This window comes from Pseudoalteromonas sp. SG45-5 (assembly GCF_014164085.1).
GTDB lineage: Bacteria > Pseudomonadota > Gammaproteobacteria > Enterobacterales > Alteromonadaceae > Pseudoalteromonas > Pseudoalteromonas aliena.
This window is the reverse complement of record NZ_JACJEM010000032.1, coordinates 1-22,966: the sequence shown is the minus strand read 5'-3', so window position 1 is coordinate 22,966 and position 22,966 is coordinate 1. Positions and strand designations below refer to the sequence as shown.

17 protein-coding genes are annotated in these 22,966 nt (G+C 39.8%); 4 read left to right on the top strand and 13 right to left on the bottom strand.

From position 1 onward, the window contains the following. Window positions 1-66: 66 nt before the first annotated feature. Complete coding sequence (gene prlC, locus H5119_RS11655; protein ID WP_182702344.1) at window positions 67-2,106, bottom strand: oligopeptidase A; 2,040 nt, start codon at window positions 2,104-2,106, stop codon at window positions 67-69. A 297-nt stretch (window positions 2,107-2,403) separates the two neighbouring features. Here prlC and gorA point away from each other — a divergent pair, with 297 nt between their 5' ends. After that, the gene (gene gorA / locus H5119_RS11650) at window positions 2,404-3,765 is read left to right on the top strand and encodes a glutathione-disulfide reductase (protein ID WP_182702343.1); all 1,362 of its coding nucleotides are present in this window, start codon (window positions 2,404-2,406) and stop codon (window positions 3,763-3,765) included. A gap of 137 nt (window positions 3,766-3,902) precedes the next feature. Continuing rightward, window positions 3,903-4,739, top strand: a complete 837-nt coding sequence (locus H5119_RS11645; RefSeq protein ID WP_077536151.1) for a mechanosensitive ion channel family protein — start codon at window positions 3,903-3,905, stop codon at window positions 4,737-4,739. Window positions 4,740-5,023: 284 nt separating this feature from the next. Here the strand turns inward: H5119_RS11645 and H5119_RS11640 are convergent, their stop codons facing one another. The 3 genes from H5119_RS11640 to H5119_RS11630 form a co-directional block, all read right to left on the bottom strand. Beyond that, entirely contained in the window at window positions 5,024-5,614 is a 591-nt protein-coding gene (locus H5119_RS11640; RefSeq protein ID WP_259398968.1) for a DUF2799 domain-containing protein, read from the bottom strand. Window positions 5,615-5,799: 185 nt separating this feature from the next. Beyond that, window positions 5,800-6,900, bottom strand: coding sequence for an alkene reductase (locus H5119_RS11635; RefSeq protein ID WP_182702342.1), 1,101 nt, complete (start codon window positions 6,898-6,900; stop codon window positions 5,800-5,802). Between the two features lie 253 nt (window positions 6,901-7,153). After that, window positions 7,154-7,558, bottom strand: coding sequence for a hypothetical protein (locus H5119_RS11630; RefSeq protein WP_077536155.1), 405 nt, complete (start codon window positions 7,556-7,558; stop codon window positions 7,154-7,156). A 113-nt stretch (window positions 7,559-7,671) separates the two neighbouring features. Here H5119_RS11630 and H5119_RS11625 point away from each other — a divergent pair, with 113 nt between their 5' ends. Further along, window positions 7,672-8,565 (top strand): LysR family transcriptional regulator, encoded by an 894-nt coding sequence (locus H5119_RS11625; RefSeq protein WP_182702341.1) that lies wholly within the window; start codon window positions 7,672-7,674, stop codon window positions 8,563-8,565. A 63-nt stretch (window positions 8,566-8,628) separates the two neighbouring features. Here H5119_RS11625 and tldD read toward each other — a convergent pair whose 3' ends face one another. The 9 genes from tldD to H5119_RS11580 form a co-directional block, all read right to left on the bottom strand. Beyond that, complete coding sequence (gene tldD / locus H5119_RS11620; RefSeq protein ID WP_182702340.1) at window positions 8,629-10,068, bottom strand: metalloprotease TldD; 1,440 nt, start codon at window positions 10,066-10,068, stop codon at window positions 8,629-8,631. After that, complete coding sequence (locus H5119_RS11615) at window positions 10,065-10,904, bottom strand: carbon-nitrogen hydrolase family protein (protein WP_182702339.1); 840 nt, start codon at window positions 10,902-10,904, stop codon at window positions 10,065-10,067. The genes tldD and H5119_RS11615 overlap by 4 nt, the downstream gene beginning before the upstream one ends. Continuing rightward, the gene (locus H5119_RS11610; protein WP_182702338.1) at window positions 10,897-14,757 is read right to left on the bottom strand and encodes a YhdP family protein; all 3,861 of its coding nucleotides are present in this window, start codon (window positions 14,755-14,757) and stop codon (window positions 10,897-10,899) included. The genes H5119_RS11615 and H5119_RS11610 overlap by 8 nt, the downstream gene beginning before the upstream one ends. Continuing rightward, on the bottom strand, window positions 14,757-16,229 hold the full coding sequence (gene rng, locus H5119_RS11605) for a ribonuclease G (protein ID WP_077536165.1): 1,473 nt from the start codon (window positions 16,227-16,229) through the stop codon (window positions 14,757-14,759). Before rng ends, H5119_RS11610 begins: the two co-directional genes overlap by 1 nt. A 1-nt stretch (window position 16,230) precedes the next feature. Next, complete coding sequence (locus H5119_RS11600) at window positions 16,231-16,800, bottom strand: nucleoside triphosphate pyrophosphatase (RefSeq protein WP_138584338.1); 570 nt, start codon at window positions 16,798-16,800, stop codon at window positions 16,231-16,233. Continuing rightward, entirely contained in the window at window positions 16,801-17,280 is a 480-nt protein-coding gene (mreD, locus tag H5119_RS11595) for a rod shape-determining protein MreD (RefSeq protein ID WP_077536168.1), read from the bottom strand. It abuts the gene before it with no gap. Continuing rightward, the gene (gene mreC / locus H5119_RS11590) at window positions 17,273-18,115 is read right to left on the bottom strand and encodes a rod shape-determining protein MreC (RefSeq protein WP_171037454.1); all 843 of its coding nucleotides are present in this window, start codon (window positions 18,113-18,115) and stop codon (window positions 17,273-17,275) included. The genes mreD and mreC overlap by 8 nt, the downstream gene beginning before the upstream one ends. After that, on the bottom strand, window positions 18,115-19,158 hold the full coding sequence (locus tag H5119_RS11585) for a rod shape-determining protein (RefSeq protein WP_002958401.1): 1,044 nt from the start codon (window positions 19,156-19,158) through the stop codon (window positions 18,115-18,117). Before H5119_RS11585 ends, mreC begins: the two co-directional genes overlap by 1 nt. 94 nt (window positions 19,159-19,252) lie before the next feature. Then, window positions 19,253-21,268 (bottom strand): formylglycine-generating enzyme family protein, encoded by a 2,016-nt coding sequence (locus H5119_RS11580; protein WP_182702337.1) that lies wholly within the window; start codon window positions 21,266-21,268, stop codon window positions 19,253-19,255. Window positions 21,269-21,793: 525 nt separating this feature from the next. Here H5119_RS11580 and H5119_RS11575 point away from each other — a divergent pair. Beyond that, window positions 21,794-22,705, top strand: coding sequence for a 1-aminocyclopropane-1-carboxylate deaminase/D-cysteine desulfhydrase (locus H5119_RS11575; protein ID WP_182702336.1), 912 nt, complete (start codon window positions 21,794-21,796; stop codon window positions 22,703-22,705). Window positions 22,706-22,966 lie beyond the last annotated feature (261 nt).

Sequence of the window (22,966 nt, the reverse complement as noted above, 5' to 3'; positions counted from 1 at the left end):
AAAATTTAGATAATAAAAAAGCGCCATCAAGGCGCTTTAGTTTAGTTTGTGCTAAAAAATTTATTTTTAAGCCGCAATACCACTATGACGCAGTAAAGCATCTACATTTGGCTCGCGGCCACGGAATTTTTTAAATAGCTCCATCGGCTCCTCACTGCCGCCTTTTTCTAAAATATTTTGCATGAAGGCTTGCCCTGTTTCTGGGTTAAAAATACCTTCTTCTTCAAACTTAGAAAATGCATCAGAAGAAAGAACTTCAGCCCACTTATATGAATAGTAACCAGCACTATAACCACCAGCAAAGATATGACTAAAACCATGTTGAAAACGATTAAACTCAGGCGGATTAACCACCGACGTGCGGCTACGTACATCGTTTAATACCGTTTGAATTTGGCATTCTTCACCGGCTTTATAATCATTGTGGATTTTAAAGTCGAATAACGAGAACTCAATTTGACGCAGCATTTGCATGCCTGAGTTATAGTTTTTAGCCGCTAGTAACTTATCAAGTAGCTCTTTAGGTAACGGCTCGCCCGTTTCATAATGACCTGAAATAAAGCTCAGTGCTTCTTCTTCATAACACCAGTTTTCTAAGAACTGACTAGGAAGCTCTACTGCATCCCAAGCAACCCCATTAATACCCGCTACTGGTGCTGCATCAACTTGAGTTAACATGTGATGAATACCATGGCCAAACTCGTGGAACAAGGTTGTCACTTCGTCATGAGTAAACAGCGCAGGCTTATCGCCTACCGCTTTATTAAAGTTACATACTAAATAAGCAACCGGTGTTTGTAACTCGCCGTTAGCACGTACTTTACGACCCATACAGTCGTCCATCCACGCACCGCCGCGTTTACGGTCGCGCGCATATAAATCGAGATAAAAACGTCCGCGTAGGGTATTGCTGCTGTCTACAATTTCAAAAAAGCGTACATCTTTGTGGTAGCTGTCAAAGTCAGTAACTTCTTTTACGCTAATACCAAATAAGCGGTTAACGGTTTCGAATAAGCCACTTAATACTTTATTTGCTGGGAAGTAAGGACGTAGTACTTCGTCTGAAATTGCGTATTTTTCTTGCTTAAGTTTTTCGCTGTAGTAACCAAAATCCCATGCCTGCAATTCAGAAATACCATGCTTTTGCTCAGCGTAAGCTTTTAGCTCTGCCACTTCTTGCTCTGCTTGTGGTTTTGATTTAGCCGCTAGGTCTTCTAAAAACGAGAATACTTGCGCCGGTGTTTCGGCCATTTTAGTTGCCAGTGATTTTTCAGCGTAGCTGTTGAATCCTAGTAACTGTGCAAGTTCATGGCGAAGCGCAAGCTCCTCACTCATAATATCAGAATTATCAAATTCACCGGCGTTAGGGCCTTGATCGGATGCGCGGGTAGAAAACGCAGTGTAGGTTTCTCTGCGAAGCTCGCGGTTATCTGCATAAGTCATAATTGGCAAGTACGACGGAAAATCAAGGGTAAATACCCAACCGTCTAATTCTTTACTTTTTGCAGTGTCGGCTGCAAGTGCTAAGGCTGATTCTGGTAAACCGGCTAAATCGGCTTCGTCAGTAATGTGTTTGTGCCACGCTAAGGTCGCATCCATTACGTTATTACCAAACTTAGAAGCAAGCTCTGATAAACGCGAGCTTATTTCACCGTAGCGTTTTTGCTGCTTCGGCGCTAATGCAATACCCGATAATTTAAAATCACGCAGCGCATTAGTTATTGTTTTTTGCTGTGCTGTAGTCAGCGTTTTAAATTCGTCGCTGCTATAAAGCGTACTATACGCGTTGTATAAACCTTGATGCTGACCTACAAATGTTGAATATTCAGATATTAACGGTAAGCACTGCTCGTAAGCTTCGCGTAATTCGTCGTTATTCATTACTGAATTTAAATGCGATACAGGGGAGAACATGCGCGATAATTTATCGTCAGCTTCTTCAAGGGGTAATACTAAGTCATCCCACGTGTACGACCCTTTTGCAAGTACGTCATCAATGGCTTTACGACAAAGCTCAATACCGTCTTTAAGTGCTGGTACTACGTACTCAGGCTTTATTTTTGAAAATGGTGGTAAGCCTTCAAGGCCAATTAATGGGTTGCTCATAAATACTCTCTTTGCGTTAATGCATTACGTTTAAATTGGGTCTAAAAATAAAAAAACAACTCTTATCTAATCGGTAAATGGCGCTTACTTTGCCTAATAAAATCTAAAGCGGCCTCTGTTACGTATTCTTGATATCCTGATTTTGTGACTGTTAAACCGCTCTCTATTATTGTTTTGTTCAAGCAAAGTGATAAATTCGAATGTTTTTTTACTAAACATAGGTCACCTAAACACTCTTTATTTTTAAAACTTAATGTTATGCTAATGCGCATAAAACTCAACGCCTAAGGACATAAAATGACACAACACTTTGATTATATTGCAATCGGTGGTGGCAGTGGTGGTATTGCCTCTGCAAATAGAGCAGCGATGCGTGGCGCTAAAGTAGCACTTATAGAAGCAAAGCACATGGGCGGCACGTGTGTAAACGTAGGCTGCGTACCTAAAAAAGTAATGTGGCATGGTGCTCAGGTTGCTGAAGCAATTAATTTATATGCCCCAGATTACGGCTTTAATGTTGAAGTTAAAGGTTTTGACTGGAGCAAGTTAGTAGAAAGCCGCGAAGCCTACATAGGCCGAATTCATAAAGGTTATGACAGTGGCCTTGCCAGCAATGGCGTTACTGTAATTAAAGGCTTTGCTAAATTTGTAGATAATAAAACAGTTGAAGTAAATGGCGAGCATTACACAGCCGACCATATATTAATTGCAGTTGGTGGGCGCCCAAGTATTCCAAATATTGAAGGTGCTGAGCACGGCATTGATTCAAATGGCTTTTTTGAACTAAAAGAACAGCCTAAGCGCGTTGCCGTTATTGGCGCAGGCTACATAGCCGTTGAGCTTGCTGGTGTATTACACGGCCTAGGTACTGAGACGCATTTATTTGTACGTAAACACGCTCCACTTCGCAGCTTTGATTCGTACATTGTAGATACACTTGTTGAAGTAATGGCTGCCGAAGGCCCTACTTTACACACTCATTCTGTACCAAATAAATTGATAAAAGAAGATGATGGGTCTGTAACACTGCATTTAGATAACGGTAAAACTCATAACGTTGACCAAGTTATTTGGGCAATTGGTCGCGAGCCAACAACCAATGCTATTAACGTTGCAGCCGCAGGCGTAGAAGTAAACAGCAGTGGTTTTGTAAAAGTTGATGAGTATCAAAATACGACAGCTGAAAATGTATACGCAGTTGGCGATATCATCGAAAACGGTATTGAACTTACACCAGTAGCAGTAAAAGCAGGCCGTACCTTATCTGAGCGCTTATTTAATAAAGAACTACCTGATGATTTAAAAATGGATTACAGCTTAGTTCCTACGGTTGTATTTAGTCACCCACCAATTGGTACTATTGGTTTAACTGAGCAAGAAGCTATTTCCCAGTATGGTGAAGAAAACGTTAAAATTTACCAATCTGGTTTTACAGCTATGTACACAGCCGTAACCAAACATCGTCAGCCTTGTAAGATGAAACTTGTATGTGCCGGCCCAGACGAAAAAGTAGTTGGCCTACATGGTATTGGTTTTGCAGTTGATGAAATGATTCAAGGTTTTGCAGTTGCCATGAAAATGGGCGCAACTAAAGCTGATTTTGATGCCGTTGTTGCTATTCACCCAACAGGCTCAGAAGAGTTTGTTACCATGAAATAAGCTTTTTACAAATTTAAAAACATAAGCCCCTTCGTATTAATTTGCTAAGGGGTTTTTATTTGCATTAAGTTTACCAATTTGCTTAATAAATCAATATACTTAGTGTGTCTTAATCAACTCGTATCGAACTGGAAATTATGCTCACAGATATATTATCTCACCCATTTCTTATTTCATTAGTGATGCTCACAATTGCATTTATTCTCAAAGTACTTGTTGATAAATTAGCGAAAAATCGTGCAGAAAAAAAAGAAAAAGATATTCGCTACATTGCACATAATATTAAGCACTTTATTAATTTTGTAATGGTGTTATCACTACTATTTGTATGGTCTACTGAAATACAAAACTTTGCTCTCTCAATTGCCGCTTTTGCTGTTGCAATTGTACTTGCTACACGTGAATTTATTCAGTGTGTCATTGGCTTTTTTTACTTAGTGACAACGCGGCCATTTAGAGTCGGCGATTGGATTCAGGTCGGTGAGTATTATGGTGAAGTCGCCGAAACTGATTGGATAAAAACCACTATGCATGAAATTGATATGCATACTTATCAGTTTTCAAGAAAAACTATATACATACCTAACAATAAGCTGATCACCAGCCCAATTAAAAACTTAAATTTTGTAAAACGCTTTGCCACTCATCATTTTACTATTGTACGTAAAGAGAGTTTTAACCCATACCCAATTTACGACACGTTAACTGCTAAAGCTAAACTTTACTGTAAAGAATTTGAAGAAGTAGCCAGTCGATACAATTCAATTATTGAAAGAAAGCTGGATGCTAAAATTTCGGGCCCTGAGCCTGAAATTCACTTTGGTACAACGGATTTAGGTGAGTTTAGAGCCAGTTTTACGTTATTTTGCCCAACCGATAAAGCACTTGAAATTGAACATAAACTCACTGAATGTTTTATGGCACTGTGGTATGCACAAGCGCTGAAAAGTAGCACTGATGCGGGCGAGGTATAAATCTTACTTAACCTGAACTATAGTTAAGAGATTTACTAACGTATTGAATCATGGTGATATTTAGATTTATTATCCAGAGTTCGAGTGACTTATACCAATCGACATAAGCATTTAAACAAATTAACGAGTTAAATACTCCATAACATCGTTAAATAGACCCATATTTAAGCCGATTGTTATGGCAATAACCATCAAAAATAAGCGCGAGTTGATTTCGCGCTTATTTAACTTTTAGGCAGTACTGCAAACCATTCTTTGGTTTTTTTAGCCTAAACCTCGCCTATCTATAGCTCGTATTCAACTCGAAACGAAGGCAACTTATTTAATAATGGAATAAGCGAACGCTCTCGCCTCAAAGAGCTGCGCTCATCATCAAGTACCCTTCGCTCATTAATGAGTTCTCTGCGCTGATTACTGGAGACATTTGCAGCACTTAACTCATTGCTGATCACTTCAAGTCGTCTGTTTATTGTGTCGAGTCGGTTATTTATTTCGGTTTTTCTTGCTTCGATTTGGTAACGATCATTACCTTCTTCCCAGGCCTTTCGAAATTGTTTGCTGTTACACACACCATTAAATGATTCACCACGAATACCTACCGCAAAGCCGTTTTCAGGTTTACAATAGTGCTGCAGGCCATTGTTATAACCTTCTTTATACAAAGCAACGTCAGGTGAAATACCAAACTCTCGACAAGCTTTTACTGTATCAACACCTTGGTTATAAGCCTTGCCTGATTCGCCATGATCATAACCTAGCTGCTGCCAGTTTGCGTATGCACACTCTTCTTGCGATAAGCTAGTACAGCCACTAAGAGTAATAAGGGCTAGACTAAAAACAAGTTTTTTAATCATATCAACAACATCTGTTTTCATTTTAATATGGTAAACATACTATCCCCTATTTAGGGCCATATCAATAGGTCCTAAAGCTGCGTTATGTTTAGCCTATCATTCAGTGCTGTTACATTTTCCACCTTGCTATATGCTCTTTGCACATAAACTTTACATCTTGAAACTGTTTGAGGCACTAAATAAGCTTAACCCTCGCAAATACTTTATTATTGCTGATAAGGAAGGTAATCGGTATAACCTACCGCTGTGCCACCAAAAAGCGTTGCATAGTCAGTAATACTGCTTAATGGTAGTTGGTGCTCAATGCGATACGGTAAATCAGGGTTGGCAATAAAACGTCTGCCAAATGCAATAAAGTCGGCAAGGCCTTTATCGATAAGCTCAGCCCCTGTTTGTTCGGTGTAATTACCAGCAACCATAATAGCGCCGCTAAAGCCGCGACGTAGCGCCTCTCTAAATTCATGTGTCACTGTTGGCGCATCGTCCCAATCTGCTTCTGCTAGGTGAATATATGCAATACCAATGTCATCAAACTTATTTGCAGCGAGTAAAATTGTTTCAATGGCTTCACTGTCATCCATCCCGCGCTGGGTTATAAAAGGTGCGAGCCTGATACCGACTTTGTGCGCGCCAATAGCTCCACTAATTGCAGCGATAATTTCACACGCAAAGCGTATTCTGTTTTCTTGACTGCCACCATATTCATCAAGGCGCTTGTTCGATGAGCGTCGTAAAAACTGGTCAATTAAGTAACCGTTACCACCATGTACTTCAACACCATCAAAGCCTGCTTTTATTGCATTAATAGCCGCTTGTTTATAGTCGTTCACAATCGCTTTAATTTCTAAAGCACTAAGCGCTCGTGGGGTTGGGCAATCAAGCATGCGCCCTTGTCCATCATCACCCACAACCCAAACTTGTGCATCTGGAGCCAGTGCTGATGGCGCAACAGGTAAGCCATCACTATGAAATGAAGGATGTGACATACGCCCTACATGCCACAGCTGTAAAAATATTTTCCCGCCTTCGTTGTGCACCGCCTGTGTTACAAGTTTCCAACCTTCAATTTGCTCCTGCGAGTAAATACCAGGTGTGAACGAATAACCTTTACCTTGCGGGCTAATTTGCGTTGCCTCTGAAATAATCAGCCCAGCACTTGCGCGTTGAGCATAGTACGTTGCCATTAACTCAGTTGGAATATCACCTGGTTGCGCTGTACGTGAGCGGGTCATAGGCGCCATAACAATTCGATTATTAAGGGGTGTATCGCCAATTTTTTTAGCGTTGAATAACGATTTTATAGACATAATTTGCTCTCTTATTTAATAATTTACACTAGGGCCTGTTGACCTTTAGCGGTTGATTTTGCAGCTGCATGTTTGGTATTTAGGCAAGGCAGAGCCTATGGTGTGTGGTTATTCCCCATAAATAGGCGATAACGCAGTATAAATGCCAAACATGCGCTACCCTTTGAGCTCAATCTAGGGACGATTAACTCTTAATCGTCCCTAGATTGAACAAACTTCAATCCACAAAGGTCAACACGCCCTAGGATTAAAACTAAATTTCATTACTATTAAATAGCATTTCGATTTTTAGCCCTTCAGGCCCATCTATAAAAATCTGATGCTCTAGCAGCTCAGGCACTGAGCGCTCAAAGTAAATGACTCCAGTTTGATCTAAACGATTCTTGAATGCTTGATAACGTAAGCTACGAATTGCAATATGATCTACAACACCTCGGCCTTGCATTTTGCTATTAACCGCTGATAAATAACGCTGCTGTGCTTTATTTCCAGCAGCGTTGACTAAGTGGATTAACGCAATATTATCGGTGCCATATAGCCAACTACCTTCAAATGAAAAAGGTGGCCGATACCCTTGCGTTAATCCAATTGAGTTGATAAAAAATTGGCGCATTACTGGATAATCAGCACTCGCAATTAACACATGATCTAATCGCATTCGTTTTCTCTTGTCGTTTTTAATACAGCCAGTTTAATTGTTTATGATAATTTGATAATTGAGTTAATATTAAAAAGACTATTCATAAAAACTGAATATAAAAGTGAGGATTAATGGCTAAAATTGATGATATGCAGCTTTTTGTTCATGTAGTGAGATCCGCAGGACTTGCGGCAGCGGGACGGAAAATAGGTTTATCGCCAGCGAGCATGACGGCGCGAATTAATCAGCTCGAAAATCACTATCAAACACGTTTATTGATCCGTAATACCCGCAGCATTAAGTTAACGGATGCAGGTGAGCGATTTTATCAAGGCTGTTTAAGAGTGATTGCTGAAGTTGATGCCGCCGAGCAGAGCATCGCTATCAATGACTGTGAGCTTTCTGGCAGCCTAAAAATCACTGCACCTTCAGATTTTGGTAAGCAGTTTGTTGCCCCTGCGCTATCAAAATTTGTCGCCCTTAATCCGCAAGTAAAACCGCATCTTCATTTAACAGATGGCTTAATCAGCTTAATTGAAGAAGGCATTGATGTCGCTATTCGCTTTGGTAACTTACCAGACAGTAATTTAATCAGCCGTATGATCAAACCCAATAAACGGGTGCTATGTGCCTCAGCTGATTACATAGAAAAACATGGGCAACCTTTATCACCGGGTGATTTAGTTGATCATCGATGCCTGGTGATGGAACGATTTGGCCAGCCGATGAATGAATGGCATTTTAAAAACACAATAATACGTGTTCCAGTCGCTATGAGTAGCTGTGATGGTTCGGTGATCAGGCATTGGGCTATTAATGGAGCTGGTATTGCACTTAAATCATTCGTCGATATTAGTGTTGATTTAGCTAACGGTAGCCTAGTAACTTTACTCGATGAAGATATTCTTGGATTTAGTAATAAAGATAAAGAACAGATTGGTTTACAGTTTGTCTATCCGTCACGTAAATTTCAGCCTAGGCAAGCGGTGGCATTTATGGACTTTTTACAGCAACAATTAATATAAAAAAACCTTGAGAGCTTGCGCTTTCAAGGTTGTAATTTTGAGGCTATATGATACTTACAAAAGTTAAGCTGTACCACCAACGGTTAGATTATCAATTTTAAGACTTGGCTGACCAACGCCTACCGGTACGCTTTGACCATCTTTACCACAAACACCAACACCTTTATCAAGTGCTAAGTCGTTACCAACCATCGATATTTGCTGCATTACTTCTGGGCCATTACCAATAAGGGTTGCGCCTTTAATCGGCTGAGTAATTTTACCATTTTCGATTAAATACGCTTCTGATGCGCTAAATACAAACTTACCTGAGGTTATATCTACTTGCCCGCCGCCAAAGTTAGGCGCGAATACCCCTTTTTTAACGCTGCTGATAATATCGGCCTGGCTGTGCTCTCCACCTAACATGTAAGTATTGGTCATGCGAGGCATAGGTAAATGCGCGTAAGACTCGCGACGTGCGTTACCTGTAGGATTTACACCCATTAAACGCGCGTTTAGCTTATCTTGCATATAGCCTTTTAAAATACCTTTTTCGATCAGTACATTGTAAGCTGCAGGTGTGCCTTCGTCATCTACGTTAAGCGACCCTCGGCGCTCAGCCATTGTACCATCATCAACCACTGTACATAGTTCAGACGCTACTTTTTGGCCAACTTTACCGCTAAATGCAGATGCACCTTTGCGGTTAAAGTCACCTTCAAGTCCATGCCCTACAGCTTCGTGTAAAAGCACGCCAGGCCAACCATTACCAAGTACAACTTCCATAGTACCAGCAGGGGCATCAATTGCTTCAAGGTTTACTTTTGCTTGGCGCACGGCTTCTTCGGCAAATTCCATCCAACGTGGTTTACCATCAACAAGTTCTTTAAAATAACCATAGTCTAAACGTGCACCACCGCCTGCGCCACCGCGCTCACGGCGACCCTCTTTTTCAAGCAGTACCGAGCAGTTTAAACGAATAAGCGGGCGAATATCGGTGGCAAACGTGCCATCACTTGCCGCGATTAATACTTCTTCGTATACCGCCGACATTGAACTAATTACTTGCTCTGCATCGGGTGCTAGTTCACGAATATAGTTTTCAAGTTCGCGTAATAAGTTGACCTTGTCGGTATCGCTCATACTAGAAATTGGCTGATGTGGTGCAAACTGCTCTTTGGCTTTAACATCGCTAAATACTTTAATCGCTCTATCTTCACCTGCATCTGCAATGCTACGCGCTGCTGTTGCAGCTTTATTTAGTGCTTCAAGATTTATTGCATCAGAGTAAGAAAAACCTGTTTTTTCGCCGCTTACAGCACGTACACCAACGCCGCGCTCAACGTTGTAAGAGCCTTCTTTAACTAAGCCGTCTTCAAGCACCCATGATTCGTGGTGGCTTGATTGAAAATATAAATCAGCGTAATCCACTTTATGTTGATGTATGTAAGCGAGCGTTTTTTCGAGCTCTTCTCTATTTAGCTGGCTGTCGTGTAGTAAATGCTGTTCAACCGAATTCATAATAAATGCTCTCTAAATCGTTGATGAGACTGCACGGGCATATCTCGTCTAATTTTTTGTAACTGGTCTAAATCTGCGTTGCAGCTTATAAAACCGGTGCCTGTTGGCAATTCACTCAGGATATTACCCCAAGGTGAAATAATAATACTGTGGCCATATGTTTGTCGGCCATTTTCATGTGTTCCGTACTGAGCTGCTGCAACTACATAACATTGTGTTTCTATTGCGCGAGCTGCTAATAGCGGTTGCCAGTGTGCTTGCCCTGTTGGTACAGTAAAAGCACTCGGTACTAAAACAATATCCGCGCCTTGGCGTACTAGTTCGTTGAATAAGCCACTAAAGCGCAGATCATAACATACTGTTAAACCTATTTTGCCAAAGGGAGACTCAACTACCACCACATCGCTACCTGCTTGAGTAAAATCTGACTCTCGATAGTTTCCTGTTTTGTCATCAACGCTCACATCAAACAAATGTATTTTGTTATACGTTGCAACTAGCTCGCCTTGGTTATTGAATAAGTGCGACGCTGCATAATATTTATGTTCGTTAAATTGCTCAGGCATTGTGCCTGCATTTAACCAAATATTATGAAGTTTACACAATTTACTAAGTTGCAGTTTGTATTGTTCAACTTTCTTAGCAACAACGAGCGTATCGTGGCCACTTTTGCTAAAGACTAAAAAAGCCTCAGGTAAACAAACAAGCAATGGCCTGGTTGCTGGTAATGTTTTCAACACGCACTTTAAGCTTGCCATGTTTTCATCAGCATTTAGCGTTGAGCACATTTGCACAGCAACTATTGTAGGTGTTTTAAGGCTCTCGGTATTATTCATTGGCTGTTTTTACATCAGTATTTTTAAGCGTTAACTCTGTTGATGTTTGGGGCTGATTTTGCGCAGCTTGAGGTAGCGTAACTTCACGACTTTTTCTGTCGAGTTCTTGAACTATAGGATCGTTCATTTTACCCGTTACTTTAAAATTAATTTCTGAAATAACATTCGCTGAATGAATAACTTTATCAAGTGCTAGCGCCGCAAGCCCTGTTACTGGATTCACCATCCAAGCAACAATAACCGGAATACTCGACGTTACTTGTGGTGCGACAGCAAGATCGTAATTTATATCAAGGGTGTTTAAGTTTGCGTAGCCCTTAATGGTTAAATCGGCAGGTACACCGTCCATTTTAGTATCTTTGGTGTAAGCAATACCGTTTTCTAACTGCATAGTGCCTTGCATGCTGTTATAAAAAAAGCCTTTTGAAAAAACATCTCTAAAATCAAGTTTCAGTTTGCGCACTAATGAATCAAGGCTCAACAACGAAAATACGCGTGCACCACCATCACTAACTTCAGTTAAATGCCCTTCTCCTAAATCCCACTGTATTTCACCACTTAAACTTGCAACATCAAAGTCATAAGGAGCGCCTTGCCACCCTAAATTATAATTAATGGTTGTTTTAGAATCTTTAATCGCTGTAGTTATATCAAACTCATCAAACAAGGCACCTACATCATCACTTTTAAGCTCGCCATTAAGATTAGTTAAACCATTTTCCCATTGTCCTTTGGTTCGCAGTATATGGTCGCCTTTATCAACAACGAGTTCAGAAATAACAAGTCGCTTGCCATCACCTAATAGCGAGGCACTTACTTTATCTAATTGATAATGAGATATTTTACAGTCACTACATTCAAACTCTATTGCCGGCACTTTAGTTAACCAACTTAAATCTTCGTCGAGTTCTGCATCCTTGGTATCTAGCTCTTGTTGGATTCTCTGTGCAAAGTTAAGTCTTAAATAATCAGCATTAATACGTATTGGCTGACTCGGCTGAGAGGTAGGAATAAATACACCAGCACGTAACTCTTTTGCGTTTAATTTTAGAGACAAATCACTTTGCATAGGTGCCAACTGCATTTCAAAGTCATTAAATACAATACTACTTGCATTAAAAGTACCTATATTTGCAACAACCTTATTTAACGGCGGCATAATGCCTGATGATTGGCTATCTGGATCGTCTTTTGCTGCATCAATTATTTGATCAATAAGATCAATCCACGGGACTAACTCTGTTTGCTCGAGATTAATATTAACGCTTAAATCTTTTGGGCTAAGCCCTAAATCTTGTTTACCCAGTACAAAATGAGCATTGCTAAATTGCGACTTATTATTTTCTAAAATAGCATTAAAGTAAAATTGCTGATTTGCATTTGCTGTAATAAGATTTGAAATTTCATCGCCTTGCACAACAGCATCAAGTGCCCATATTTGTTCACTCGTTTTATTATAAGGTGCTGGTAAGTTGCTCGTTAAACCAAGTAGTTCTGAAGTTACCTGTGCACGATAATTAAAACCTTGCTCGGTAAAGTTAAGGACTAAACCAATATCAATATCACTTTGACCCTTAAGGTAATCTTTTAAAATACCTTGTCCGCGTGCTATTAAGGTATTGGCGTCAAGTTGCGCATTAATATCTATATTTACTTGGTAATTTTTAGCATCACTTTTACTGCTGTAGTTAATATTTAATGGCATACCAAGCCACGTAGCTGTAGCATTTTGAAGTGTGATATTGTCGTTTTTAAAACTAAGTTCACCACTTAGGTTTTTAAGTTCAATACCTGGAGTCGCAATGAATACTGGCAGATTACTTAAGTCAACTTTGCCACTCACACTTGCACCATCTTCAAACTTAGAGCCAATTAATAACTCAATACTGGCTTGTGCCTCTCCTTTGCCTTGCACAACAGTAAAAATCTCAGCAAGAGGATTGGCAATAGGAGTGGCTGCAAAAAAATCATGCAACTTTTCCATTGGTGCTTTTTTATCTATTTGTACAATAACTTCGTCAGCATTCATCAAATCGGCAATGCTTACTTTTACGCTGCTGCCTATGTCTAAATTTACTAGTTTGCCCTGCTGACTATATATATCCATACGTTCATTAGCAAAATGCAGAGCAACATTTGCATCAGTAACAGTTGGCCAATCAGGATCAAATTCATAGGTTGCATTATCTATTTGTGCCAATACATTAAACTGACCTGAACCATCAGCAAATGGAAATCCCGATACCGGTCCGGCAAATAAAATCTGCGCTTTGGCTATTTCACCACCTTTAATTGCACCATTTAGATAGCTAACAAGTTCTGAGCTCATCGCTTTAAGCGGAAAATAATTACCTGCAATGCTCGCATCTGGTGCGAACGCTTCTGCATATAAATCTAAGCGGGGGGTTTTACCTAAGCTCAGTGCCATCTCGGCAACTAATGTCACTTCGTTATTATCAAACCAAATATTATCACTGCTGATATGCCAGCTATCATTTTGCTTAGCTAAATCAAGCACAATATTAAGCTGGTTGTAAGCTATATCATTACTAAAGCTGTCGCCTGTAACCAATGTACCGTTTTCGCCAAACAATGAAATACGACCGCGGCTTTGGTTAACTAAACCGTTTACACGCAACCCTTGCACTGCTGGTATTGAATCCAATTCTTGCCAGCCAATCTCGTTCGCCTCGAACCATAACTGCCATTGCTGTGCATTATTAAAACTTACATAAGCTTGTTTTATTTGACCGCTAGGTTGTCGATTTAAAAATGGTTTAAGTGCATCAAAACGTGTAAGTTCCGCTAAATTAGCAAGTAACCCCAAATCAACTTGCTCTAACCATAGTTGCTTTTGAGTACCTAGTTGCGCTTCAAATTTTAAACTTGGCCACGTTGTTTTATTACTATTAAATGTTAAACCAGTGCTTTTTAAGTGCCAGCTGTTTTGCTCTGGATATAAATGAAAGCCGCCTTCACTCAAACTTACTTGCTGATTTTGCTCTGCACTTTTCCATCGAACAAAGCTAGGTAACCATTGCATTTTTATATCACTCACAAGCCCTTTTTCAAGCTTAAGCCACGCCTGTAAATTTATATCGCTACTTAATTGCTGCTTTTCAGTGTTAATGTATTGCGATAACAAATTAGACACATCAACTTTATTTGCTTGCACATATATATCACCCGCCACTTGCTCAATTGTTTCACCAGTAAGTGCAATGCGTGCATCAAAATTACCCACTGAAATCCCGGGTAAAGCTAAGGTGCCACTGCCTAAATGCTGGTTTTCTTCGTTTTGCCAAGTGATATTTTTGAGCAACAATTTCCGCTCTGTGCCATCTTCTAGCACAAAGTTAATGCTCGAATTTTCTACTGCAAAATGGCCTGTTTCACCTAAAAAAAGCTCTTCTATTAATTCTTTTTGTTCAAACGAAACCTCTTCAGTCTCGTTACTATTAAATAAATTAGCCATATTGACGCTGGTATGAAAACCATTAATAACAAAATAGTTAGATTTAAATTGCAGCGTTTTTAAGCTTTCCCACAAGTTAAGCTCTAAGCTTGTTTTGGCTATGGTGAGTGATATAGGCGCAGTTTCGTTATCTTTAAACGATAAGTTTTCAAGCACTAGAGCAGGCCCACTGCCCTGCCAGCTCGCCGAAATTGCGCCAATTGACAGGCTTATTGCAAACTTATCATATAGGTAGGTTTCAATATTGCTTTTGTAATCGTTTGCATAGGGTAGTGTATATTTTAAAATAGAGACAATAACGGCCAGTAACACTAAAGTGATGGCACAAGTTTGCCATAACTTTCTAAAACAAAAAAAACAGGCCGCTTTTACCTTCATTACATCATCACCACATCAAACTGTTCTTGGCTGTACAAACTTTCGGTTTGAATATGTACTTGCTTACCTATAAACAGTTCAAGTTCCGCAAGGTTATGATATTCATCATTGAGTAAAGCTTCGCTTACAGCAGGTGCGGCATAAACCATAAATTTATCTGCCGCATAAGCTCGGTTAACGCGGACTATTTCGCGTAATATTTCGTAGCAAACTGTTTCAACCGTTTTTTGCGAACCGCGACCTGAACAGGCAGGGCATACATCACATAAAATATGCTCTAAACTTTCACGGGTACGCTTACGAGTCATCTCTACCAAGCCAAGTGCTGAGAGTCCGTTAATGTTTGTTTTGGTTCGATCTTGTGATAAAGCCGCTTCAAGTGAATGAAGCACTCGACGTTTGTGATCCTCGCTTACCATGTCAATAAAGTCGATAATAATAATACCGCCTAAATTACGTAACCTAAGTTGGCGAGCTATGGCTGAAGTAGCCTCAACATTGGTATTAAAAATGGTTTCTTCTAAATTTCTATGACCCACAAACGCGCCAGTATTTACATCAACCGTAGTCATCGCTTCGGTTTGATCAATAATGATATAGCCACCCGACTTTAACGTAACTTTGCGATGTAGCGCTTTTTGGATCTCATTTTCAACATCAAATAAATCAAAAATTGGCCGTTCACCTGGGTAATACTCCAAGACTTGCGACAATTGTGGTACAAATTCTTCGGTAAATAGTTTTAATTCTTGGTAAGTGAGTTTTGAATCAACACGAATACGCTCCATGTCTTCACCGACATAATCTCGTAGCGTTCTAAAAGTAAGCGTCAGATCTTCATGTAATATACTGGCTTTGCTCGTTTTTTTACGACGGGATGTTATTCTCTCCCAGAGCTTTCTTAAAAAGCCGGCATCGTGCCGTAATTCAGCTTCACTAGCACCTTCTGCAGCAGTGCGAACAATAAAACTGCCATTTTCGTCACCATATTCAGCAACAATTTTTTTAAGGCGCGAACGCTCTTCTTCGGTTTCTATGCGCTGACTAACACCAACATGAGTCGCATCAGGCATAAAAACTAAGTATCGAGAAGGTATCGTTATATCAGTAGTAAGCCTAGCACCTTTAGTACCCAGAGGATCTTTTACCACCTGCACCATTATGAATTGGCCTTGGCGAACTAACTCTCTAATATCTTGTACTTTTTTTATTGGTACGTCGTCGACTCCTTCAACAATAGATGCACTGTTGACAATATCTGATGCATGTAAAAATGCCGCTTTTTCAAGACCGATATCAACAAAGGCCGCTTGCATACCAGGCAAAACACGGCTGATTTTTCCTAAATAAATGTTACCTACAATACCTAGGTTACCTATTCGTTCTAATTGAATTTCTTGTAATACGCCGTTTTCTATTAGGGCAACACGGCTTTCGCTTGGCGTGACATTGATCAGTAATTCTGTACTCATGTTACCTTCTTAAGAATGCTTGTAATAATTGTTCGGTCTCATATAAAGGTAAGCCTACTACACAAAAATAGCTACCCGAAATATGGGTAACAAAGCGACCGCCTAAACCCTGTATACCATAACCACCGGCTTTGTCTTGTGGCTCGCCACTTAGCCAATAAGCTTTTATTTCTTCATCGGTGAGGTCTTTAAAAGTAACGTCTGTTGTTACAACACAACTCAATATTTTTTCTTGTGTAGCAAAAGCAACTGCCGTTAACACTTGATGTGTTTTACCCGACAAGCGCTTTAACGTTTGTGTAAAGTCAGCTTCGTCCAAAGGCTTACATAAAGACTCGTTATCAATCACAACAACCGTATCACTGCCTAGCACTGGACGGTCAATATAGCCAAGCTCAACACCTGTTTTTGCTTTTAAACGCGCTAAGCGCTCTACATACTTCTGTGGTTGCTCATTAGGCAACTGGCTTTCGTCTGCGTCAACACTAAACTGCGAAAACTCAATACCTAGCTGAGCTAGTAATTCTTTACGACGGGGAGAGGCTGATGCCAAATATACTGCGGTAGTCATTTACCTAATCCTAAAATGTCTGCGATATTTACGAAGTAATAAAAAGACCCAAAACCAACTTAACATGCCGGTTAAAACTGGCCATAAATATTGTGGATTAAAGTAAACACCCAGTAAAAAGTGATTTAACCAAAACTGCATTAGGTGATAAAGCGTTAAAAATAAACCAATTAATAAGCTTTGTTGCCACAAAGAAAAATTGCGGATTTTTTGAAAATTACTAGCCGTTACAAAAATACAGATTGAATAGGTTAACGAGTTAACGCCAAGCGGCGAGCCAGATGCTAAGTCAATTAATAGACCAACCACCCATGCCGTACCAATATTTAAACGATGTGGCGCTGCAAGAGACCAGTACATTAATACCAGTAATACCCAATCAGGGCGAAATGGTTCGAACGAAAATGGCAACGGCATGAGCGCCATTATCAAAGCAAAAAATATGCTTAGTGCAATTAATAATGAATAACGGCTAATCATTATTTAAGCGCTCCTGTTCGTTTCGCCACAAAATAACTAATAAACGGACACGATCTAATTGTGCAATTGGCTCGGCATAAACTTGTGCAAACGGACGCCCTTCATCACGATTAATTTCGGTGATTACTGCAACAGGATAACCTTCGGGAAACGTTGCACCTAGCCCTGAAGTTACTAATATATCGCCAATACGTACGTCTAAACTATGTGGTACATGCGACAGCTTAACCACGTTAATTTTTCCGATCCCTTCGACCACGGTACGCACGTCATTACGTAAAATACGCACTGGTGTAGCATGAGTCGTATCTGTCATTAACAATACACGTGATGTGGTTGAGCCCACTTTTGTTAGCTGGCCTACAACGCCCATTTCATCAATGACAGCTTGACCTTCACTGAGTCCATCTGTTGTGCCACGATTTATAACGACTTGATGACTATATGGGTTTGAATGGACAGAAAGTACTTGGGCAATTATTTTTCGGTTAGATTGCTTTGCTGATGAGCCTAATAATGCACGTAATTTTTGATTTTCTCTGGCTAGGTACTGATACTGCTGAAGCTGCTCACTTTGTAACATTTGCTTTTTCTTCAGTGCTTCATTTTCAGTAAGCAGTTGATCGCGCGTATGTAAACTTTTAGCACTTAGACTAAATAATTCATAAGGTAAGTTAGCAACATAGATTAATGGGCTTACAAGCGTATTTAGGCTGGTACGAATAATCGTACTGCCTTGTGTATACCTATCACCTGCTATGAGTACGATACTCAAAAACACTGCGACAAAAAGTCGCAGTTGTAAAGACGCGGTTCTTTCAAACATTGATTTCATTAATCGTAACTAAAAACGTCACCACCATGAACATCAATCATTTCAAGTGCTTTACCACCACCACGTGCTACACACGTTAGAGGATCATCAGCAACTACAACCGGAATACCTGTTTCTTCCATTAATAAACGGTCTAAATCTTTTAGTAATGCACCACCGCCAGTTAAAACCATGCCGTGTGCAGAAATATCTGATGCGAGCTCTGGCGGAGATTGCTCAAGAGCTACCATAACAGCACTTACAATACCCATTAATGGCTCTTGTAATGCTTCTAATATTTCGTGTGAGTTAAGTGTAAATGAACGCGGCACACCTTCAGCAAGGTTACGACCACGTACTTCAATTTCAATTGGCTCATCTGTTTTAAACGCAGAACCGATTTGGTGTTTAATATTTTCTGCTGTCGCTTCACCAATTAAGCTGCCAAAGTTACGGCGCACATAATTAATAATTGCTTCATCAAATTTGTCTCCACCAATGCGAACAGATGATGAGTAAACAACACCATTGAGTGAAATAATAGCCACTTCAGTTGTACCACCGCCAATATCAACAACCATAGAACCGGTTGCTTCTGATACTGGTAGGCCTGCGCCAATAGCTGCTGCCATTGGCTCTTCAATTAAGTAAACTTCGCGTGCACCCGCGCCCATTGCAGATTCACGTATTGCGCGTTTTTCAACTTGAGTAGCGCCACACGGTACACAAATTAATACACGTGGGCTAGGTCGCATAAAGTTATTATTATGCACTTGCTTAATGAAGTGCTGTAACATTTTTTCTGTTACATAAAAGTCAGCAATAACACCGTCTTTCATCGGGCGAATGGCTTTAATATTACCAGGCGTTCGGCCTAACATTTGCTTTGCTTCTGTGCCTACAGATGCAACACTTTTAGGCCCACCAGCACGCTCTTGGCGAATCGCAACTACTGAAGGTTCGTTTAGTACAATACCTTCTTCTTTAACGTAAATCAGGGTATTGGCTGTACCCAAGTCGATCGATAGATCGTTAGAAAAAATACCACGGAGTTTTTTAAACATGAGGCTGGATGACCTTTGAAATATTTTGTATTAACGGCACTCTAATTTTTAGATTTTAAAATTCAAACTAAAAATAGAGGCTTCCTTTTATAAATTATCGCTCTCGCATTAAGCGAAAACCAATGTAATTAGCTCTAAAATCAGGGGCCAAAATTAAGCGCGTTGATGCTCGAGCAAGACTTGGAGCAAAATTCCACGCCCCGCCTCTAACTGCAACATCAGATTCTCCTGACTCTTTGTCAGTCCATTCCCACACATTACCAACTGTATCGTATAAACCAAACGCATTGGGAGAAAAAGAACCCACAGGTGCTGCACGCTTATTTGACCATTCACTACCACACCAACCACAGTTAGCTAAGTTTTTATCTATTTCGTTACCCCAAGGGTACTCAGTGTCAGTACCTGATCGTGCGGCATATTCCCACTCTACCTCATTTGGTAAGCGAAATTGTTGCCCTGTTTGACCCGACAGCCATTCTGCGTAGGCTTTTGCATCGTTATACGTTAAACATACAACTGGAAAATCATTACCTTGATCGAAACCTGGGTTACGCCAATTTAAATTAGTTTCCCATACCGGCTCACCATTTAAATAGTACGCACACCCCTTGCCCTGCTCTGCTTGCGTTTTATAGCCGCTGTTTAAAACAAACTTCTCGTAAGCGCCAACGGTTACTTCTTTACTTTGCATTGCAAAAGAGTTTGCAATCGTTTTTTCAACAACAGGGCGTTCGTTTGCTAAGCCACTGCCGTTAATATCGCCCATTTTAAACTTTCCCGCAGGAATAATGACAACAGGCTCATCAACGGTTGTATTTAATATTTTTACATTTTCATTTACTTGACTAGTAATGACTTCTGGTTGCTCACGAGTATATGTCGGTGCAGCAATCGACTTAGACTTTTTTACTAAATTAGCATGAATAGTTTGCGCTTTATTCAAGTCGATTCTAACTTGGTAAGGTTTATAGCCTAGTTTACGCACTTCTACATTGTGAATACCGCTTGGTAAACGAGTCACTAAGCGCGTTGATCCAAAGCTAACGCCATCAATAAACACTTCATCATCATATACGTTTGAACGCAGTGTTAATTCAATTGACTGGTTTTCATCTTGCCCAGCACTAATATTGTTATTTGTTGTTAGCGACTTCATCGCGTAATCAGATGAGGCTACACTATTATCAGCGTCATTACTGAATGTTAACTGACTATCTGAATAAGTATTGCTGCGGTAGCTTGGCTGATATGTTGTCGCCATCGGAGTACCGTATTCAGAACAATAGCGATTATCTATACTTAGTAAATTACATAAACGGCTGCTATTAACTTCGCCGCGCATCGTGACACTTAAGTTAACGTTATAATTGCCTTGCCCACTAAAAGCACTGCTTACTACATGGCTACTTAAAATTTGTACCTGAGCGCCTGCCATATTTCGCTTTGGCTCAACTAAACGCTCTTCGGTTAAATTAACAAATATTTGATCGACAAACCGCTTAGTTGCTTTTTGTAATCCCATTTGCTGGCCACGCTGCTCACACGCTGCAAGCGTTTCTGTACGCTTACAATTTATAGTGTGATCTACTTCTAATGTACCCTCACGCGTAAACTCATTACGTAATCGTTCAACACGCGCAGTGGTTAATTGCTCTTTTAAACTCTCTAATGTGTTTAAAAGTGTATGCTTGGCAACACGAATTTGTTCAATATCTTTACGGTGGGATGCAATTGCCGCCAACTGCATAGAAATATCGTTCTTATTTTGCTTATGATCGACCACCGCTTTTTGATAGCGCGATTGAGCCACACTAATATCAAGTGTCGGGTCGTCGATTAATCGGCGATACATTTCATTCATCGCATCAAGAGCTTGGTTTTTTTCTTTATCTAACTCTGTAGAGCGTGAACGAAGTAATTCAAGTTGACTTTGTAACTGATTTTCTTCTTTTAAGTGTTTATCAAGTATTCTTGTCGAGCTATCGTATTCAGTTTGTTTAATACTAATCTCAGACTCAATTCCAGTCACAGTGGCTGTATCTTGTGCAAATGCACTACTAGCTAATAAGCTAGCTGAAATTAGCAGAGATAAAGAAGCAATTCGCATATATTCTAGTCCCAAAAAGCGGCAATTATTTGGTCGTTATTTTTTTTATAATTAAAGTCTTATGCTATGTACTTGCGGCGCAAAACACAAGCTTTGTTCAATTATTATCTTAGTTTACAACTATTCCCGTGCTCCACGCCAGTAAATAACCCGATCATTTCTCCTAAAGCGGACAAATCGTAAAATAGTGCTGGGATCGAGTTCGAGTTTGTAACTTAGTAACCCAAGTAAAATTGTGTAACAAGGGGTAATTATCTTTAAAAAGAATCTTTAGTAATGTTTATTCTTTACAATTTTGCACTCGATTGAATGTGTATGACAAAAGCTTCATTTGTGCAAGTAGCGATAGCAACTGTATACTTAATCTGAACTCTGGATATTAAATCTATCTCAAACTGTTATTTTCAGCGCTAACTGCGTTGAAAATCTCTGACTAGAGAAAATAAATTTAAATATCATAATGGTTCAATATGCTAGAAGTTTAGGTTACTTATTCTTGTTCAAAAACACGCCCAGATAAAAAATATGAATTTTCCGCAGTTAAAAATAAATGAAAATAATGCTATTCAACAAATAAATACGACGTTTCTAAAAGAGAGGGATATTTATTTAGGTATAAAACGTGACGATTTACTTCACCCACAAATAAGTGGCAATAAGTGGCGTAAGTTAAAATATAACTTAACCCGTATGCAAGAGCTAAAAAAAACAGAATTACTTACTTTTGGAGGTGCTTTTTCAAATCATCTTCATGCTTGTGCTGCCGCAGGAAAAGAGTTTAATTTAGTCACCCATGCTATTGTTAGGGGTCCTGAACTCGATAACAATAACCCCACAATTCAATTTGCACAGCAATGCGGGATGAATTTACACGTAGTTAATAGACTTGAATATCGGCAACGTAATAACCCTGAGTATCTTAAAGAAATTCAAGCTCGCTTCCCAAATGCATACATCATTCCTGAAGGAGGAACAAATGAGTTTGCCATACAAGGTTGCATTGAGTTAGCGCAAAGCTTGCCTCAACATGACTATTTAGTTTGCCCTACGGGAAGTGGCGGAACACTCGCGGGACTCATTGAAGGCAGTGAATTAACAACTCAAGTTATTGGTATAGCTGTGCTTAAGCAGGCTGAATACTTGAAAAGTGAAATATGTAAACTAAGCAATAAAGCTAAGACTCAAACTAATTGGCAATTAATGACTGATTTTCATGGTGGAGGTTATGGTAAGTTTACCCCTGAACTCTGGCAATTCTGTCAATATATGAATAACACTCACAACTTACCTTTAGAGCCAATTTACAGTGGAAAAATGATGCATGCCTTGTGGCAGCTTATTGAGCAGGATTACTTCCCGACTGACAGTAAAATAATTGCAATACACACCGGTGGATTGCAAGGATTGAACGGCCTAAAATACCGAGGGCTGATTTAGCCTGAACGCTGGATAATAAATCTCTCTCGAGCAGCTACTTTCAGCGCTAACTGCGTTGAATTTACTTACAATAGGCCCGCTATTGATGCATAAATTCGCCTTGTTTTCACTGAAATTCTTTGGTTATACCAATCTACTTATATATGGGGTCTATTTAACGTTAAGAAAATTACGCTAGAACTAGGCAAAAATTTTTGTATCTAGTTGTTCTAAATAAAAAATTTTTAACGACGTTATAGTGCAATTTAATTCGTTAAATTG

Bases quoted from the DNA above. Each gene is read 5' to 3' on its own strand.
- prlC (WP_182702344.1), bottom strand. From the start codon at position 2,106: ATGAGCAACCCATTAATTGGCCTTGAAGGCTTACCACCATTTTCAAAA.
- gorA (WP_182702343.1), top strand. From the start codon at position 2,404: ATGACACAACACTTTGATTATATTGCAATCGGTGGTGGCAGTGGTGGT.
- H5119_RS11645 (WP_077536151.1), top strand. From the start codon at position 3,903: ATGCTCACAGATATATTATCTCACCCATTTCTTATTTCATTAGTGATG.
- H5119_RS11640 (WP_259398968.1), bottom strand. From the start codon at position 5,614: ATGAAAACAGATGTTGTTGATATGATTAAAAAACTTGTTTTTAGTCTA.
- H5119_RS11635 (WP_182702342.1), bottom strand. From the start codon at position 6,900: ATGTCTATAAAATCGTTATTCAACGCTAAAAAAATTGGCGATACACCC.
- H5119_RS11630 (WP_077536155.1), bottom strand. From the start codon at position 7,558: ATGCGATTAGATCATGTGTTAATTGCGAGTGCTGATTATCCAGTAATG.
- H5119_RS11625 (WP_182702341.1), top strand. From the start codon at position 7,672: ATGGCTAAAATTGATGATATGCAGCTTTTTGTTCATGTAGTGAGATCC.
- tldD (WP_182702340.1), bottom strand. From the start codon at position 10,068: ATGAATTCGGTTGAACAGCATTTACTACACGACAGCCAGCTAAATAGA.
- H5119_RS11615 (WP_182702339.1), bottom strand. From the start codon at position 10,904: ATGAATAATACCGAGAGCCTTAAAACACCTACAATAGTTGCTGTGCAA.
- H5119_RS11610 (WP_182702338.1), bottom strand. From the start codon at position 14,757: ATGAAGGTAAAAGCGGCCTGTTTTTTTTGTTTTAGAAAGTTATGGCAA.
- rng (WP_077536165.1), bottom strand. From the start codon at position 16,229: ATGAGTACAGAATTACTGATCAATGTCACGCCAAGCGAAAGCCGTGTT.
- H5119_RS11600 (WP_138584338.1), bottom strand. From the start codon at position 16,800: ATGACTACCGCAGTATATTTGGCATCAGCCTCTCCCCGTCGTAAAGAA.
- mreD (WP_077536168.1), bottom strand. From the start codon at position 17,280: ATGATTAGCCGTTATTCATTATTAATTGCACTAAGCATATTTTTTGCT.
- mreC (WP_171037454.1), bottom strand. From the start codon at position 18,115: ATGAAATCAATGTTTGAAAGAACCGCGTCTTTACAACTGCGACTTTTT.
- H5119_RS11585 (WP_002958401.1), bottom strand. From the start codon at position 19,158: ATGTTTAAAAAACTCCGTGGTATTTTTTCTAACGATCTATCGATCGAC.
- H5119_RS11580 (WP_182702337.1), bottom strand. From the start codon at position 21,268: ATGCGAATTGCTTCTTTATCTCTGCTAATTTCAGCTAGCTTATTAGCT.
- H5119_RS11575 (WP_182702336.1), top strand. From the start codon at position 21,794: ATGAATTTTCCGCAGTTAAAAATAAATGAAAATAATGCTATTCAACAA.